We start from the raw sequence: 16726 nt of genomic DNA on the forward strand, positions 1-16726 counted from the left end.
ACCTAGATTTCACGGGTGGTACACATTCGTAAATTTTTCCGCAGTCCGGTAAGGACTTGTTAAGGGACGACCTCGATAGTCGCGTGTAACTTGAGGGAGAAATCCCGTTCCTCGTCCCCTGAGGTTCAGCTCAAGCCCCGTTGTGACAGCATCCCATTTTCCAAGGCGTCCTCTCGGACGCCTTTTTCTTTGGCCGAAACTGATCCAGGACGATTTTATTCGGCAAGCACGCGCGTCGAAGGGAAGGCGACCTCGACCAGGGTCCCTTCGCCTGGCGTCGAGGTGATGGCGAAGCGGGCGCGGTTCGCCTCCACCATGGCCTTGGTGAGGGGCAGGCCAAGCCCCGTTCCATCGCCGCGTCCGCGCTTCAGCGCATTGATCTGCTTGAACGGTTTCAGCGCCTGCTCGATCTCGGCCGGAGTCATGCCGATGCCAGTATCGCGCACGCGCATGACGACATCGCCTGAGGCTTCGTAAGCGGTCGAGACGATCACCTGGCCGCCGGCCTGGGTGTAGCGGATGGCGTTGGACAGGATGTTGAGGGCGATCTGGCGCACGCTTCGCAAATCCGCCACCACTTCCGGCAGCCGCGAGGCGAAGCTGGAGCGGATGATGACGCGCTCGCGATTGGCCTGCGGCTGCATCATCGCCACAGTCTCGGCCAGCGTGTCGTTGAGCGACACCGCCTCGTAATCCATCTCCTGCTGGCCGGCCTCGATCTTGGAGATGTCGAGCAGATCGTTGACCAGATCGAGCACGTGATTGCCTGACCGGTTGATATCACGCAGGTAGTCGCGATAGCGGTCGTTGGCGATCGGACCGAATTTCTCGTCCACCATCAGCTCGGAAAAACCGATGATGGCGTTGAGCGGCGTGCGGATCTCGTGGCTGATGCGGGCCAGGAAATCGGTCTTCTGCGAGGAGGCGCGCTCGGCAACCGCGCGTGCCTGCGTCAGGTCTTCCTCGGCTCGCTTCCATTGCGTGATGTCGCGCACCACGGCGCAGAAGCCGCTGTCGTTGGGCAGCCTGCCGATGGTCATGAACAGCGGGATGAAACGCCCCTGCGCCTCGCGGCCGATGACCTCGCGGCCGTCATTCAAGACGCTCGCGACGCCCGGCTCCGACAGGCCCGCGAGATAGTCGCGCGCGGCGCGCTGGCTTTCGATGGCGAACAGCGAGGCAAAGGGTTTGCCGGCGACCTCGTCGCTGTCGAAACCGAAAAGAGCTTCCGCAGGCCGGCTGATCGAACGGATGTTGCCGTCGCGGCCGATCAGCACGACGCCGTCCGTGGCGGTGTCGATGATGGTGCGCATCTCGGCGATGCGCGATTTCAATTCCGGCACGTCTGGCTGCAGCGCCGGTTCGTCTTTGGCGGCGGTGAGATGCGCCGCATCGTCCTCGCCGGAGCGCCGCACCACCAGCATCAGCGCCTTGCCGCCCCGCCACGGCACGGAGCGAAGAAGGGCTTCGATCGGAAACTCCTGACCCTGGCAGCTCTTGAGCTTCAGCGAGTGGTCGCTTTCGTCCGCGGTGGCATCTTCGGCATAGGGATCGGCAAACAACGCGCCCAGGCCCCCCGCATCCACTAGGTCTTCCAACGCATCGTAGCCGGTGAGTTCGAGGAAGGCATCATTGGCGTAATGGAGCTCGTCGCCCGAATGGATGAGCAGCGGCACCGGCAGCCTGGCGAGGATGGACGTATCGGGCGCTTTGGCTTCTTCTCCGGTCGAAAAAGCGGAGGGCACAAAGCCTGCGAGCTTGAGTGGCGGCACGTTCAGCCGTGGCCGCGCCGGCGTTACCGTTTCCGGTTCTTCCGCGGCCGTCCCCGCGTCGACGTCGGAGTCTGCCCAATCCTCGCTGTCTTCCGCATCGCGGAAATCGTCGGCGGTCATGCTGTCGTCGTCCGCCGTCGCATCGCGCGCCGGCTCTTCGGCGACGGGCCGTTCGTCCGGCTGCCGCGGCTCGGCATCGGCACGCTCGGCCGCCTGACGGGCGACCACTGCCTGGCTGTCCTCGGAAGCAGGTTCGACGCCGGCTTCTTCCCCGGATTTCTCACCATCGGCGTAGCTGAGCAGCGAGCCGGAAGCGGCCGGCATCCCGGTCCGGCCGATGTCGTCCGTCGCGGCGGCGTCATCGATACCGTCGAGCCTTGCCAGGTCTTCCTGGTCTTCCGCCTCGGTCTGTGCTTCCGCGGTCTCCGCGTCGGCCTTGGCGTCCGCCGTTTCCGAGGCTTCCGGCGCGGGTGCCGGCGTCGCCTCCAGCGCGGGGTTCTCGTCCGCCGCCGCTTCAAGCGTCGTTGGCTGGTTTGCCTCGGCCTCCTTCGCTGTTGCCTCGTCCTTGCCGGCAACAACCGCATCGGCCTGCTTGCCGGCTTCGGCGGCGCCCGGCTCGGCAGGCAGGGAACTATCCTTGCGCAGCCGCTCGCCGATCTCGCGGAACGCGCTGCGCTCGAGGATCGACAGGCTCCTCTGATTTGCAGGCGTGTCGCTCCCCGGCTGCTTGTCGTTGGCCGGCTGACGATGCTCGGCCAGCCTTATCACCTTGTCGGCGAAGCGCCGCTCCGGCTTCGGCACGATGCTCAGCGCCGGCACTTCGCCCTGGAATGGATCTTCGGGCTTTGGCTGCTCCGGCTTCGCCTGCTCTGCGGCTGGCTGCTCGACCGACGGCTCGCTCCCGGCAGGCGCGGCATTAGGCACCAGCGCCATGCCGAGCGCCTCCGGATCGGTCACGGCGTCGGCGCTACGCGCGACGCCGAAGCCGCGAAAACCCTCGAAAGCACGGCTGCGGCCATAGACGGGCAACGCCGCCAGATCGACCGGTATCTTGAGATCGGTTCCGGCCACCGGCCACAGAACCGATCGGCCTGACCAGGTGTCGCGCCGTTCGAGCAGACCGGCGATCTCACCCGAGACGTCGAGGCCGAAAGTGGTGGCGACGTCCTTGAAGCGGCGGCCGATCACATCGGCGGCGGGCTGGCCGACGATGTCTGCGAACTCGGGCGACAACGCGCTGAATTTGCCTTCGGCGTCGGTGCGCCAGACGAAGCGCAAAGGTGGCGCCGAGCGGTCGATGGCGCGGGGCAGGGCTGGCTGCGACGGCGTGACGGTTTCGCGCGCCGCCGTCTCGCCAATACCCCGACGCAGGCCTTCGGCCGCGACAGCTTCCTTCGGCACATTCTTCGCCGGCACTGCCGGTAGAGCCTGCACGGCGTCATCGTCCCCGGCGTTGAAATACCAACGGTCGTGGTGGCCGGCGCCGACGTCCATGGCCTCGGGGCCGGCGGCCTGTTGGCTGGGCTCGGCGGCATTCGCCTGATGATTGGTCCGGCTTACAGCGTCAGTCTGTGCATCGCCTTCAGAGGGCTCCGGGACCAGCTTGGCCTGTTCGCCAGCCGTCAAGGCCGGCGCGGGGCTGTTGTCCTGGACCGGCCGGGGTTCGGGCTCGGCGGTCAGGCTTTCACCCGACAGCGTGGCCGCCACGGTGCCTGGCGCCGCGACTTGCTCGTCATGGGTCCGATCGCCCTGGCCGGCGGCCGGCTGTTCGCTTTGGTCGCCGTCGAGCTGGTCCTCATCGATGACCACCAGCAGGTGCCGCGTGTCGGTGAGCCGGGCGAAACCGGCCGGGTAGGAAGTGCTGCTGCCAGGCACGAGGCGCTTCACGACACGGTCGCCGCTGCTTGCGACATCCGCTACCAGCGCAGCCAGGGTCCGCGGCTCGATGCCGAGCGCTGCGAAGCCGTCCGAAGCCGCCTCGACATCGCCCTGCGCGTCGACGAAGGCGATGAAATGGCCTGCCTCCGTGAAACCGCCGATGGCGCGGCTGGCAATCTCGCCGGCGCTGCGTGAACTGGTCTGCGCCGCCGGCACCGCCAGCATGATTGCCTTCTCGCCGTCCGGCATCGTCACGGCGCTGGCCAGGAAACCCACTGCCCGGCTCACCATGCCCGTCGCCAGTCTCACCGTGATGGCGCGGTCGTTGCCAATCTCGGGAAAACCGCTGGTCGCCATGATCTGCCGCCTGGCAATCAGCGGCAGCCGCGCCGACGCGCCGATTATGGCCTCGATATCCGGATAGCCGAACACCGATGCGCCCGGTCCGTTCGCCCAGATCACCTGCTCGAGGTCGGCTGACAAAATGGTCAGGGCGTCTCCGGCCGCAAAGCGCTGGCGCACCGCGTCGAGCACGGCGACGTCGAGGAAGGAGTAGTTTTCAGGCGGCATGCGCTGGGCAACCCTCCGGAGCATTTCAGTTAACGCTTTGTTAATAAAAGCCCGCGGTCCGAAGGTCCACAAGCCTTGGCTTGCATAGGTCGAAATCTCTGGGCTCTTGGTTAACGGCCCAGGACTGACGTTACGGTTGCCGTCAGGGAAGATTTTATGGTGCAGTGCAACAAAGATGTTGCGATGCACAAAAAAATTCTCTATACTGCCACCATACATGAACGAGACGGCTTTCTGTCAAAGCCGCTATCCCGAAAAGGTTGGAAAATGTCCAAGACCACCGCTAAGACCGCTGCCGAGACCATCGAAAACGTGGAATTCCCGAGCTTCGACGCTTCCAAGGCCACCGATCAGATCCGCGCCTTTGCCGAGAAGGGCGTCGAGCAGTCGAAAGAGGCCTATGCCAAGCTGAAGACCGGCGCCGAGGAGACCCAGAAGGTTCTGGAGTCGACCTACGAGACCGCCAAGGCCGTCTCCAGCGACGTTTCGCTCAAGACGATCGCAGCGCTGCGCGCCAATGCCGAAGCCGGCTTCTCGCATCTTGAAGCCCTGGTCGGCGCCAAGACCCTTTCGGAAGTCGTCGAATTGCAGACCGCTTTCCTGCGCAAGCGCGCCGAAATGGCCGTGGAGCAGGCCAAGGAGTTTCAGGCCGCAGCCACCAAGGCGGCCGAGGATGTCTCCAAGCCGATCAAGAGCGCCTTCGAGAAGGCGATGAAGGACGTCAAGGCCGCCTAATTTTCTGGCACAACCCTGCGATGCATCAAAACGTCGCATTTCGTCAGACAAATAGTTATGCGATAGGGTTGAGCAATCAGATACCCGGGAATGGAACCTCCTCCCTCCGTTTCCGGGGTGACCAGCCAGCACCTCCTCCCGCTGGCTCGTAACAGGAAAAGGCCGGCACCTCCTCCCGCCGGCCTTTTCTTTTGCTTATGACAGGTCCGACGAGGACAACCGTCCTTTGCCTTATTAAGGGCCTTGAATTAGAATCCGATAGCCCGTATTGGACGCATCGCCGAAAGACAGAGCGGATCACGGAGAGGAAGCTTTCACCTTGATCCAGTTCAGGCAGGCGGGCCGTTGTAGCTCAGTTGGTTAGAGCACCAGATTGTGGATCTGGGGGTCGCTGGTTCGAGCCCAGCCAACGGTACCATCGCCTTCTCGCGTAAGCGGCTGGTTGTTCGATTTAAATCGGGCAGTTCGATTGTAAGCTTCGTGTCTGCTTGCAATTTGCCTCACAAATTGTGCCCTATTGTGGTGCAAAACGGATGGCAGGTACGAAAGCGCGAAGAGCACGATCTTGGTCGCTGCCTGCCTGCTAATGTATTGATTTTCCTTAAACCGCGCACTTTTCGAACCCGGATTTACACGTCGCCGTCTATGGAAGCCTTCGCGGTGGAAGCGTCATAACATTGACGAATCATGTTCGTCAGGCTCCCCTGCGCCGGATAAAGCGGTATCAGGCAGGCCTGAAGGGCGTGGTACAAGTCGGCTTTGCCGACAAACAGCGAATGCGCCGGCTGCAGGTCCTCATCCAGTTCTTCGAACCATCCGCCATGCTCGCGGTCGATATAGACCTCGGCGATGGTATTCCAGATGCGCCGGTACCATTCTTCATGGAAGGCGCTTGGGCGATGCTCCGCCAGGAATGAGGCAGCACCCGCGGCCTCGGCAATCGGCCACCAGGGTTTGAAGCGGAACGACGGCTTGTCAGCCCAGTCGAGGGTGTAGAAAAAGCCGCCTTTGGTTCCATCCCATGCCAGTTCCACGGAGCGCCGAAACAGCATCTCCGCGGCTTCCGGCATCCAGTCGTGCTTTTTGCCGCCCAGCACCCACAGCTGCAGGGCCAGCCTCGCCCACTCGAGCCAATGACCCGGCGTCGTCCCCGACGGACGAAACATCTCGTTGACCGCCCTGTAGGAACGGTCGATTGCCCACTGCTCATCGAAATGCTCGGCGACACGAAAATCGCACTCGCGGGCACAGCGGTTGATGATCAGGTCCGCAATGCGCTCCGCCTTGCGCAGGTATTCCTGATCGGCGGTCGCCTCATAGGCGGCCATCAACGCCTCGGTCAGGTGCATGTTGGAATTCTGGCCGCGATAGCCGCGCGTCGGCGCCCAGTCGCGCTCGAACTCTTCGGCTATGGCGCCGTGCTGCTCTTCCCAAAACCGCTCGTTCAGGGTCGTCGTGACGTCTGCCAGCATCCCGTCGGCCAAAGGGTGGCCCACCAGCTTCGCGCTTGATGCGGCAAGCAGCACAAAGGCGTGGCCATAACCCTGTTTGATGGTGTCTTTGGGCCCGTCGTCGTCGAGCGACCACATGTAGCCGCCATGCTTTGCATCGCGATGGCAGTGCCAGAGATACTGCATTCCATGGTCGATCATGCGGTCACTTCCCGACCGAGCAGACTGGCGATGACGTAGCAATGGACGGCCCGGGCAGTGGTGTGGATTGGCCTGACGGCTTTGCCCGGCAGCGGCTTGCCTGTTGGATCGAGATCGAAGAAGCCGCCCCGCGGGTTGACGGCGGCCGGATCGAAAAGGTCGAACAGGATATCTGCCTGCTTCGTGAGCCAGGCGCGGTGCCATGGCGCATCACGCCAGGCGCCGGGACTGGACGACGTAAATGAAAATTCCGGCATTCAATGTTTCCTGTTATGCGTGACAGGGATAGCGGTTGGCGGCGCCGCGTTGGCGGGCGCGTCCTTTATACAAACAACGAGCCCCCTGAATGAACCCGTCGAGGCGTCATATCGGTGCATGGTGATGTCGACGAAGGCGGACCTGCCGACTTCCGGCGATATGGCCTTCATACGCCCAGCAGGCGAGCCAGGGATGATGCGGCCCCTGTGCCGGCGATGCCGAGGTCGCGGACGCTGCTCATGTGGTTGGCCCCTGCAAGGCTCGTGCGTGAAACGACCAGCCCTTGCCGTTCGAGATTCCCCGCGAAAGCGGCGGCCTGGCTGTGGAAGGGCGGCGTTTCCTCGGCGCCGACGGATACTGCGACCGCCACGTCCGGATCGAAGCTGTGATCGATCGGCGAGAACCGCTCAACCTCGTCGTCGGTGATCGCGATCTCAGCCGCGAGAAACGACTGCTGCAACGGTCTTAGATCGTAGATACCGCCGAGCAGAAGCGCGCCTTTGATGCCTGAAGACCGGGTGTTGTCGTTAAAGAGCATCGTTGCGAGATGCGCCCCGGCGGAATGGCCACTTACCGTCAATTGGTCGGGATCGCCGCCATAGCTCGCGATGCGGTCATATGTCCATTGTCCAGCGCGGCGTATTTGATCGACGACAGTCGCCATTCTCACGCTCGGCATCAACGCGTAATCCACGATCACGGCAATCGCCCCGGCGCTGGTGACGGTGTCTGCCACGTAGGAATAGTCGCGCTTGGAGAACATGCGCCAGTAACCGCCGTGAATGAACATGTGCACCGGCAGGCGATCGCGTTTGCCTTGCGGGAAGAACAGGTCGACGGTTTCCGTGCCGTCCGGTCCATAAGGCACGTCGGCGGCCATCGGAACCTTCGCCCTGGTCTCGGCGCTGCGCCGTGCGATCTCGGCGACGATATCGTCGAACTCGGGGACATGGTCGCGAATACGGAATGGATCTTGCGCCATCTATCTCATCAGATCGTAACGGCGATGTATTTCGCCTCCATGAACTCGGCGATGCCGTGCTTCTGCCCGCCTTCGCGCCCAAGCCCGCTCTGCTTGACGCCGCCGAAGGGCGCGGCCGGGTCCGACATCAGGCCGCGATTGAGCGCGATCATGCCGGACTCGATCTTCGACGCCATGCGCATGCCCTTCGCAAGGTCGCGCGTGTAGATGTAGGCTGCAAGGCCATATTCAGTATCGTTCGCCTTTGCGATGACCTCCGCCTCGTCCCCGAAGCGACTGATTGGTGCCACTGGACCGAATATCTCCTCGTGAGCCATGACGGCGTCGGCTGGCACGTCGCTCAGAACCGTGGGCGGATAGAAAAATCCTCGGCCCTCGGCGAGCGCGCCGCCGCACAGAACCTTCGCCCCGCGCGCGACCGCGTCCTGGACGAGCCGATCGATCTTGTCCACGGCTTTCCTGGTGATCATCGGCCCGCATTCGGTCTCCGAATCCGTGCCCGGGCCGATGGCGAGCGCCGCCATGCGTTTGCGCAGGCCTTCCGCGAACGCGTCATGGATGCCCGCCTGGACATAGAGCCTGTTGGCTGCCGTGCAGGCTTCGCCGGCATTGCGCATCTTGGCGATCATCGCGCCGTCGAGTGCCGCCTCGAGATCGGCATCGTCGAGCACGATGAACGGCGCATTGCCGCCAAGTTCCATCGAACACGAGATCACGTGCTTCGCCGCTTCGGCGAGAAGCAAGCGACCGACGCCGGTCGAGCCGGTGAAGGAGAGCTTCCGCACCCGCGCGTCGGCCAGCATGGCCGCCGTCACCGGCCTCGGATTCGAGGTGGTGATGACGTTAACGACGCCGGGCGGCACCCCGGCCTCCTCGTAGAGGGCGGCAAGCGCGTAGGCCGTCAGCGGCGTCTCGCTGGCCGGCTTCAGGATGACGGTGCAGCCGGCGGCAAGCGCCGGCGCGATCTTGCGCGTGGCCATCGCCGCCGGGAAATTCCACGGCGTTATCAGAACGCAAATGCCGATGGGCTGGTAGTCGACCACGATCCGGTTCGCGCCCGACGGCGCAAGGCCGAACTCACCGCTGATGCGAACCGCTTCCTCGGCGTTCCAGCGGAAGAACTCGGCCGCGTAGGCGACTTCGCCGCGCGCATCGCGCAGGGCCTTGCCGTTCTCCAGCGAAATCAACGTGGCCAAGGTCTCTGCACGTTCGGTCATCAGCTCGAAGCAGCGCCTCAGGATCTCCGAGCGCTTGCGCGGCGGGGTCTCGCGCCAGCTGGTCGCTGCCTGTGCCGCCGCCTCGACCGCCGCCGCGGCGTCGGCGAGCGTGGCGTCCGGAACCGCGGCGATCACAGCCTCGGTCGACGGGTCGACCACTTCGATGACGCGGCCGTCGGAGGAGGATCGCCATTTCCCGCCGATGTAAAGGCCTTGCGAGAACGGAATGTATTCGGACAAGTCGGAATCCTGATCGAATGTTAGGTGGGAAATGTTCATTGGTAACGGGCTCCTTCCCTCACATTGCCGCGGCCGGCATGTCGCCACGATAAGCAGCCCTGACCAGACGCTGCATCGCGGGCAGGTCGAAGGGGCGGGCATTGTTCTTGATCAGCCGGTCGATGCCGAGCGCCTGTTCCGCCGTCCAGTCGATCTTGTCCTCGGGGAGACCGAGGTCGGCCAGCGTTCGTGTGATGCCGATCGCGTTGAACAGTCGCGCGACTTCCGTGATTGTGGCATCGGCCAACTGAGCGGCGTTGCGGTCTTGGCGCGGCAGGCCAAGCGCAATTCCGATTTCCGCGATCTCCGAGCTTGCGGCCGGCAGATTGTAGCGCATCACATAAGGAAGCATCGTCGCGACACCCAGGCCATGCGGCGTGTGGGTGAGCGCGCCGACCGGATACTGCACCGCATGGGCGGCGGCGGTTCCCGCCGTGCCGAAGGCGCAGCCGGCGGCCAACGCTCCCATCATGACATCGGCGCGCGCGTCCTCATTCGACCCGTCGCGATAGGCTGCTTCGAGGCTTCGGCCCAGGAGCTTGATCGCCAGAAGGGCGAAATGATCGGTCAGCGCGCTCTTGCCGACGAAGACATGGCGTTGCGCCAGATCGGCATCTGCACCGCGTCTTGCGGCGGTGAAGGCCTCGATCGCATGCGTCAGCGCGTCGGCGCCGGCAATGGCTGTCAGCGATGGAGGACAACTCGCCGTCAGGTCGGGATCGCACAACGCCACCGCGGCGATGAGATGCGGGCTGGAGATACCGACCTTCAGCGTTTGCTCCGGGTCGGAGATCACCGCGACGGGGGTGACTTCGGAGCCCGTGCCAGCCGTGGTCGGCACCGCGATAAGGGGAAGGGTGGGGCCTGGCACCTTGAACTCACCATAATAATCCTGGAGCTTGCCGCCATGGCTGAGGAGCAGCCCGGCGCATTTGGCCATGTCGAGGCAACTGCCTCCTCCGACGCCGATCACCATCTCCGGCTCGAAACCCTTCGCCTCCGCGATACAGACGCCGACGCTGTCGCGCGGCACATCCGGCAAGGTGCGGTCGTGGACGAGTGTGTCGATCCGGGCAGCCTTCAGCCCATCGAGCATTTCGATGAACTCTGACGTCCCGGCGAGCCGTTCGTCGGTGCAGATGAATGCGCGCCGGCCATATCGTCCGGCAATGGCAGGCAGCGCATGGCGCTGACCCTTGCCGAAGAGGATTTCACGCGGCAGGCGCGCGGCTGCAAAAAGGATCATGGACAGCGATCTTTCGAAAGAGACTGATGGAAAACGTCGTGTTCATCAATGGGGCCTTCAGCTCGGAAGCTGGTGCTTTGTCGGCTTCTTACCCGCGTGGTTGAGTGCGGCGATACGGTTCCTAGCCCATCAGCTCGTATCCTCTATAAAATCGTATAGGATATCCTATTGAATTGGCCGGAGCATCATGTTAGGGCTTGCCCCTGTCAAGAGGTAACCGATGGAAAGTCCCGACCTGACGGCTGAAACCGAAGCTCGCTCAAGCGGTCGCATCCAGCGCGCCAACAGCTTGGCGGGCGATGTCTACGAAGCAATCTTCGCGCAATTGATGTCGCTGAAGATTCCGCCGGGATCGCGCATTACCGTCGATAACCTTGTCAGGGAATTCGACGTTTCGCACACGCCTATCCGCGAAGCGCTCGGGCGGTTGGAAGGCGAGGGCCTGGTCGTCAAGACGCATTTGATCGGCTATCGCGCGGCCCCGCAAATCACGCGGCGCCGGTTCGATGAACTTTACGAACTGCGCCTTCTGTTGGAGCCCGCTGCGGCCGCCAAGGCTACGGCGGCGCTGGATGAAGAGCGCCTTGCGATCTTGCAGGAAGCGGCAGGCGTGATGGCGCGGCGGGTGGGCAAGGACGAGCGCCTGCGCTATTCCAATTTCGCGCGGCAGGACGCGATCTTCCACGACAAGATCATGGAGTTCGCGCAGAACGAGCTCATCCGCGAGACGCTGAATCACCAGCATACGCATTTCCACATCTTCCGCCTGATGTATCACTCGCGCGTCACCGAAGAAGCGCTGGATGAGCACGAGGCGATTCTCGCCGCATTCGCGGCAGGCGACGCGCATGCCGCCGAGAAGGCGATGCAAGTGCACATCGAGAATTCGCGGGACCGCCTCCTGCCCGCCTTCGGGTAACCGCTTCCATGTCCATTGCCGCTCGCATCGACGGAGATAGCGCTGTTGCGCCCGCAGCCGGTCTTCCGGTTGGCCCCGCGGTGCTGCGCGCCGAGGGCCTTTCCAAGCAGCGCGGCGCCGTCACGTGCCAAGGAATACTACTTCCCGGATTCTGCCTTCTGACAATCGGCAAACCCAACTTTGCGACAGCCAGGGCGCGGCAGCGCCTTGGCATTCCCAAAATCGAAAGGACAAATCATGCCAGCCAAGAAGATACTGATGCTGACCGGTGAGTTCACCGAAGAATACGAAATCTTTGTCTATCAGCAGGCGATGGAAGCCGTCGGCCACACAGTCCACGTCGTTTGCCCCGATAAGAATGCCGGCGACGTGATCAAGACGTCGCTGCACGATTTCGAGGGCGACCAGACCTATACCGAGAAGCTCGGCCACTATGCCCTGATCAACAAGACGTTCGCCGACGCGGAGAAGCAGCTCGACCAGTATGACGCCGTCTATTGCGCCGGCGGTCGCGGGCCGGAGTATATCCGCACCGATAAGCGCATTCAGGCCATGGTGCGCCATTTCCACGAAGCGAAGAAACCGATCTTCACCATCTGCCACGGCGTGCAGATCTTGATTGCGGTCGATGGCGTCGTGCGCGGCAAGAAGGTCGGTGCACTGGCGGCCTGCGAGCCGGAAGTGACACTCGCCGGCGGCACCTATATCGACCTGTCACCCACGGAGGCTTATGTCGACGGCACGATGGTTTCGGCCAAAGGCTGGACGGCTCTCGCCGCCTTCATTCGGGAATGCCTGAAAGTGCTCGGCACGGAAATCCGGCACGGCTAGGACTGGCAGGAAGCAGAAAGACTTGGAGCGGGTGGCCGGTTCTGGATGGAAGGCGCACCGCTCCAAGTACACAGCGATGGCAATCTTTCATCTGTCGAAGAGGGGCCGTTCTTCGACAGCCGAGGGAAACGAGATTGTCGAACCTGGAATCTCGCCGTTTCCGGCCGACTAGACTGATGGTCGACCTATCGTCGTTTCAGAGCCGACAGGTTCCAGGCTCGTGCGGCAAATCTCTCGCTTGCGACCCGGATATGCCGCTTCACGTCGCTCCATCTAGCAATGGATTGGAGTAGCTGGAGACAGCTGCAGGGAAACGACGCGTCATGACATCGGCCAATATTCTGATCTGCGATTTTGTCGGGCTCCGGTTTGGGGCTGATGGCAATCCCGACCATAGCGAGGTCAAGGCCTACATCGAAGCCAAGGGTGGCGTGTTCCACCAGACAGGCATCGCCAAGTCCGGCGCCCTTGACCCCGGCAAGCTGCATTTCTTCTACCAGCCGCAGTTGAGCACGCGCGACGAATTGCTGGCAGAGACCGGCGACGGCTGCTACGACGCCGTCATTGCCGCCGCGACCTTCATTCCGGCGGAGACCAGGTTCCGCCTCGGCGGCGTGCGTATCGGCGCCGGCACCGGCAATATGGGCTCGGCATCCTGGGGTGGAGGCAGCGGAGACGGCGGCGAAGCGCCTCTGATGAACACGCCCGGCATCAACAGCCGCGCCACCGCTCAGATGGCCATGAAGGCGCTGCTGAAAGTCAGGCCGGACCTGCCAGTGGATAAGCTCAACGCCCTGGTCGCTAGCGGGCAGTTCGATACGGGAAAGGACCTGCGCCATTACCCGACCGAGAAGCTCGAAGGCAAAAGACTGGCCGTGATCGGCTATGGCAACATCGGCCGGGAATTCGCCAGGCTCGCCCAGGCATTCGGCATACGGGTCGCAATTCATGCGCGTCCCCGTCACCAAAAATGGATCGAGCTGGAAGGCTTCGACTACGCCGCAACCATGGAAGAGGCGGCGCGCGGCGCCGACGCGCTTTCGGTCCACCTTGGGCTGGGTGCTTTCGATCCCGGCGCGCAACGCTACGCCAACGCCGGACTGATCGGAGATGACGTCCTCTCCCTGCTCGACCAAGGCGCCGTGCTCATCAACTATGATCGCGGCGAGCTGGTCGATGTTGCAGCGCTGGAGCGCGCGCTTGCATCAGGGCGCATTTCCCATGCGGCGATCGATGCGGACCTGTTCAGGGACGGCGGCACGCTTTCGGGACCGATGTTGCCTTACCTCGGACTTGTCGAAAAATATGGCAAGCGACTGGAGCTTCTCCCTCACGCCGCCGCCGACACAGATCATCCTTCCCGTGTCGCGGGCGCCAAGCAGGCGGTCGATCAGATCTTTGCGGCTATCTGCGAGCACCGCATCTACAACCTGAAAGGATCGCTACCTCCGGGTTTTGTTGATATGGGTGCGAAGGTCCCGCCCGGTATCGGCGGTATCACTCTTCGGCACCTGGCGGTACTCGCCGAGGACCAGCCGGCTGCCGCCGACTTGGCCCGTGTGAGCGCCGTCGTGGCAGACTTCTGGGAGCGTCTTCTGGCTGCGTCCGCGCAAGAACGTCAGGCGCTGCTCTTCTCGGAAGGCGAACTCTTCGCCGAGGCGGCGAACCGGCTCTCGACCTTGCTGCGCAGACATCATCTTTCCGGGCCGTTCACGTCAAGATAATCCTCCGGTTTCGCTCTCTCGGTGTCCGGTGGCTCACCGGCCGTGCTTGGTTGTTGGACGCCGGCCTGCCGACGCCGTTGCATCCGTGCCGCCTCAGGTCGACAATGCTCCTCCATGGAAGCAGTCCGATTTCCCAAGCTCACGACACCGAGACTCCTGCTTCGAGAACCGAGCAAAAGGGATGTCCCGGCATGGTTTGCGCGCGCGACGGATGTCGAATCCGCCTCTCTTGCCGGCGATCCCGTTCCCGAAGACATGAGGGCAGGCGAGAGGTGGTTCGCCCGCTCCCGTCGGCGGTTCGCTGACGGTGAGGCGATTCAATGGTCCATGGACCAACCAGGAGTATCCGACGCGATCGGGACGATAACCCTGTCCTTCAGCGCAAGCGGCGCCAAGGCGGCCGCGTTGGGATTTGTGCTGGCGCGTGCACATTGGGGCTGCGGACTGGGCAGCGAGGCGGTCCGCGAAGTCCTCCGCTACGCCTTCGAAACTCTGAGGCTTGAACAGGTGACGGCCGAGGCGGCGGCGCGCAATCTGGCGTCGTTGCGGATACTGGCGAAGGTCGGCTTCAAACATATGGAGAGCTTCATTGACGCTTCCGACGACGAACCCTGTCAGCGTTTTGTCCTCGACGCAGGTATCGGATTGCGATTGTTGGCTGACGCGGATTAACCCCAACCCTGATCACCGATGCTGGTGAAGGAGATACGTTCGCTTTCAGAGGGGGCCATCTGTTTGCAGCGAGCACCTGCCCCGGATGCGTCCTGCCACGCGCCTCCGAAGGCGCCAGCGATGCCACGCTGACGCATCTCAGAGCCGTCGAGCGCAATCTTCTGGGGAGGTAGCCGCCCGGATAGCGGAGCCCGAGTCGACATTGCATGAGGATACCACTATATAGCGCCTGCTCCGGCTGAGGCCAGGGCAGCATCGACCGGGAAGCTGCGATACGGTTTGTGATACAAATGCGCTGTCAAAGTTAGAAAAAGGCAAGCAATAACAACAACGGCGGCCTTCCGTCGATCCCGGCTCACCATTCCATCATTCTCAATGATCTGAACGTGCACCTCGAACCCCTCCATTCCTGCGGCTCTGCGTCCTTTGGGCAAGATGTCTTGTCCTATGGGCAAGCTCTCCTGTCCTGTGGGCAAGATGTCTTGCCGGTCGAGGGCGACTCGGTTCGAATGGGCACGCGTCCTTTGCAGGGTGCGGACGTTCATGGCTACCAACCGGCTTTGCCGCCAGGGAAGAAGCAGTATGAGTGAACATGCGATCGAGTTCTTGCGCGGATGGATTGGCGAGAAAGTCCAATGCCAGCATTCGCCGATCAAGATCGAGCAGGCCGAGACTCTGGCAAAGGAGTGCTGCGCCAAAGCCGCCGAGGCAGGCATTCTGCTCGAGGACATCCAGGAAGAGGTCGGCGACATCCAGGAATTGATCGCGTCGCGCCTCGAGGAAGCCGCCGAAGAGGGCAGCAGCGAGGCAATGCCTGACAAGGCGGCGGAGTGAAAATGCCCGTGCCGGCGCGGGCAGGCGACACCTCTTAGCCAAACATCTGCTTCAACCAGTCCTTCGGCAGCGCCGGTACGAAATTGCCGTCGCGTCCCGTCATATCCTCATTGGCAACCACCGCGTTGAGGATCGCCTCCTCGACGCTTTGCACGACCGCGTCGAAGAACGGATCGATGTCGACGTCCGGGATGAACTCCGCCCGTCCGATGCGCCCGGAAGCGCCAGGCGCCGCCTCTGGATTGGCGGTCGAGAACGCCAGAAAGATATCGCCCGAACTGTGATAGCCATAGCCGCCGGTCATGGCGATGCCGAGCGGCACGCGCCGAGCGAGCCGCTTCATCTGGTGCGGCAGGAACGGCGCGTCGGTGGCGACGACGGCGATGATCGAACCCTTTTCGGCGCGTGCCGTCGCCTCGCGGATCGCCGGGCCGACAAGCTCCTGCCCGATGCGCCGGCCGCGAATGGTGAAATTCTGCCTTTTGCCGAAATTCGACTGCACGAACACGCCTAGCGTGTAGCGCCTGTCCTGCCATTCGACGACGCGCGAGGCGGTGCCGGATCCGGCCTTGAAGCCGAAGGTGATCATGCCGGTGCCGCCGCCGACACTGCCTTCCTCGATGGCGCCGCCAGCAGCATTGTCGAGCGCCGCCGCGACATGCTCAACGCTCACATGATGGCCGTTGATGTCGTTGAGGAAGCCGTCATAGGTCTCGGCCGCCACTGGCAGGCCCCAGCCTGTGTCCAGCGCGGCCGGCAGCACTTTGTGCATCCAGCGCAGCGTGGCGTCGCGGGTGACGCCGCAGGAATGCGTGTTGGTGATGGTGACCGGGAAGTTGAAGGCGCCGGTCTCCTCGATGATATGTGTTCCTGTCAGCTCGCCATTGCCATTCTGGCTGAACACGCCGGCAAAAACCTGCGTTGCGAGTTCCTGAATCGGCCTCGGCAGGATCGCGGTGACCCCTGTGCGGACCGGGCCGTTGCCGACACGCAGCGGACCGTCGCCCGAAATCAGCGTCGTGTAGCCCACCGATACGCCCGGTACATCAGTGATGGCGTTGAAACGGCCTGGCGTGCCGTCGAGCGCGATGCCGATGGAGCGCAGGCGCGGCTTGCCGGAAGGCGTGCGAAGATGAGGGTCGTGGCAGCTCATGCGG

Annotated in this window: 11 protein-coding genes, 1 tRNA gene and 1 pseudogene; 7 read left to right on the plus strand and 6 right to left on the minus strand. The window is 63.1% G+C overall.

Annotated features, from left to right (window positions below):
* Positions 1-215: 215 nt before the first annotated feature.
* Entirely contained in the window at positions 216-4220 is a 4005-nt protein-coding gene (locus P9272_RS17405) for a PAS domain S-box protein (protein ID WP_278161462.1), read from the minus strand.
* A 267-nt stretch (positions 4221-4487) separates the two neighbouring features.
* Between P9272_RS17405 and P9272_RS17410 the strand changes: the two genes are divergently transcribed.
* Both P9272_RS17410 and P9272_RS17415 read left to right on the plus strand, forming a co-directional pair.
* Complete coding sequence (locus P9272_RS17410; protein WP_128256765.1) at positions 4488-4955, plus strand: phasin; 468 nt, start codon at positions 4488-4490, stop codon at positions 4953-4955.
* 341 nt (positions 4956-5296) lie between these two features.
* Positions 5297-5373, plus strand: a tRNA-His gene (locus P9272_RS17415).
* 211 nt (positions 5374-5584) lie between these two features.
* Here P9272_RS17415 and P9272_RS17420 read toward each other — a convergent pair.
* From P9272_RS17420 to P9272_RS17435, 4 genes and pseudogenes are all read right to left on the minus strand, one after another.
* Positions 5585-6864 (minus strand): annotated as a pseudogene (locus P9272_RS17420) (AGE family epimerase/isomerase).
* A 167-nt stretch (positions 6865-7031) separates the two neighbouring features.
* Positions 7032-7745: an alpha/beta hydrolase gene (locus tag P9272_RS17425; RefSeq protein ID WP_347404055.1), complete on the minus strand. Its 714-nt coding sequence runs from the start codon at positions 7743-7745 to the stop codon at positions 7032-7034.
* Positions 7746-7855: 110 nt separating this feature from the next.
* Positions 7856-9343 carry an NAD-dependent succinate-semialdehyde dehydrogenase gene (locus P9272_RS17430; RefSeq protein WP_278161464.1) on the minus strand — a complete coding sequence of 496 codons (1488 nt, stop codon included), beginning with the start codon at positions 9341-9343 and terminating at the stop codon, positions 7856-7858.
* A gap of 19 nt (positions 9344-9362) precedes the next feature.
* Entirely contained in the window at positions 9363-10589 is a 1227-nt protein-coding gene (locus P9272_RS17435) for an iron-containing alcohol dehydrogenase (protein WP_278161465.1), read from the minus strand.
* 220 nt (positions 10590-10809) lie between these two features.
* Here P9272_RS17435 and P9272_RS17440 point away from each other — a divergent pair, with 220 nt between their 5' ends.
* The 5 genes from P9272_RS17440 to P9272_RS17460 all read left to right on the plus strand — a co-directional run bounded on the left by P9272_RS17440 (position 10810) and on the right by P9272_RS17460 (position 15569).
* A complete protein-coding gene (locus P9272_RS17440; RefSeq protein ID WP_128256760.1) occupies positions 10810-11508 on the plus strand; it encodes a GntR family transcriptional regulator in 699 nt (232 codons plus the stop codon).
* 237 nt (positions 11509-11745) lie between these two features.
* Entirely contained in the window at positions 11746-12339 is a 594-nt protein-coding gene (locus P9272_RS17445; RefSeq protein WP_278161466.1) for a DJ-1/PfpI family protein, read from the plus strand.
* A 323-nt stretch (positions 12340-12662) separates the two neighbouring features.
* Positions 12663-14063, plus strand: coding sequence for an NAD(P)-dependent oxidoreductase (locus tag P9272_RS17450; protein WP_278161467.1), 1401 nt, complete (start codon positions 12663-12665; stop codon positions 14061-14063).
* A gap of 114 nt (positions 14064-14177) precedes the next feature.
* Positions 14178-14735: a GNAT family N-acetyltransferase gene (locus tag P9272_RS17455; RefSeq protein ID WP_278161468.1), complete on the plus strand. Its 558-nt coding sequence runs from the start codon at positions 14178-14180 to the stop codon at positions 14733-14735.
* Between the two features lie 582 nt (positions 14736-15317).
* Complete coding sequence (locus P9272_RS17460; protein WP_128256758.1) at positions 15318-15569, plus strand: DUF768 domain-containing protein; 252 nt, start codon at positions 15318-15320, stop codon at positions 15567-15569.
* Between the two features lie 34 nt (positions 15570-15603).
* Here P9272_RS17460 and P9272_RS17465 read toward each other — a convergent pair whose 3' ends face one another.
* Complete coding sequence (locus tag P9272_RS17465) at positions 15604-16722, minus strand: P1 family peptidase (RefSeq protein WP_278161469.1); 1119 nt, start codon at positions 16720-16722, stop codon at positions 15604-15606.
* Positions 16723-16726: the final 4 nt, after the last annotated feature.

The organism is Mesorhizobium sp. WSM4976 (assembly GCF_029625685.1).
Lineage (GTDB): Bacteria > Pseudomonadota > Alphaproteobacteria > Rhizobiales > Rhizobiaceae > Mesorhizobium.

Coding starts and splice junctions, on each gene's coding strand:
- P9272_RS17405 (WP_278161462.1), bottom strand. CDS start 4,220: ATGCCGCCTGAAAACTACTCCTTCCTCGACGTCGCCGTGCTCGACGCG.
- P9272_RS17410 (WP_128256765.1), top strand. CDS start 4,488: ATGTCCAAGACCACCGCTAAGACCGCTGCCGAGACCATCGAAAACGTG.
- P9272_RS17425 (WP_347404055.1), bottom strand. CDS start 7,745: ATGGCCGCCGACGTGCCTTATGGACCGGACGGCACGGAAACCGTCGAC.
- P9272_RS17430 (WP_278161464.1), bottom strand. CDS start 9,343: ATGAACATTTCCCACCTAACATTCGATCAGGATTCCGACTTGTCCGAA.
- P9272_RS17435 (WP_278161465.1), bottom strand. CDS start 10,589: ATGATCCTTTTTGCAGCCGCGCGCCTGCCGCGTGAAATCCTCTTCGGC.
- P9272_RS17440 (WP_128256760.1), top strand. CDS start 10,810: ATGGAAAGTCCCGACCTGACGGCTGAAACCGAAGCTCGCTCAAGCGGT.
- P9272_RS17445 (WP_278161466.1), top strand. CDS start 11,746: ATGCCAGCCAAGAAGATACTGATGCTGACCGGTGAGTTCACCGAAGAA.
- P9272_RS17450 (WP_278161467.1), top strand. CDS start 12,663: ATGACATCGGCCAATATTCTGATCTGCGATTTTGTCGGGCTCCGGTTT.
- P9272_RS17455 (WP_278161468.1), top strand. CDS start 14,178: ATGGAAGCAGTCCGATTTCCCAAGCTCACGACACCGAGACTCCTGCTT.
- P9272_RS17460 (WP_128256758.1), top strand. CDS start 15,318: ATGAGTGAACATGCGATCGAGTTCTTGCGCGGATGGATTGGCGAGAAA.
- P9272_RS17465 (WP_278161469.1), bottom strand. CDS start 16,722: ATGAGCTGCCACGACCCTCATCTTCGCACGCCTTCCGGCAAGCCGCGC.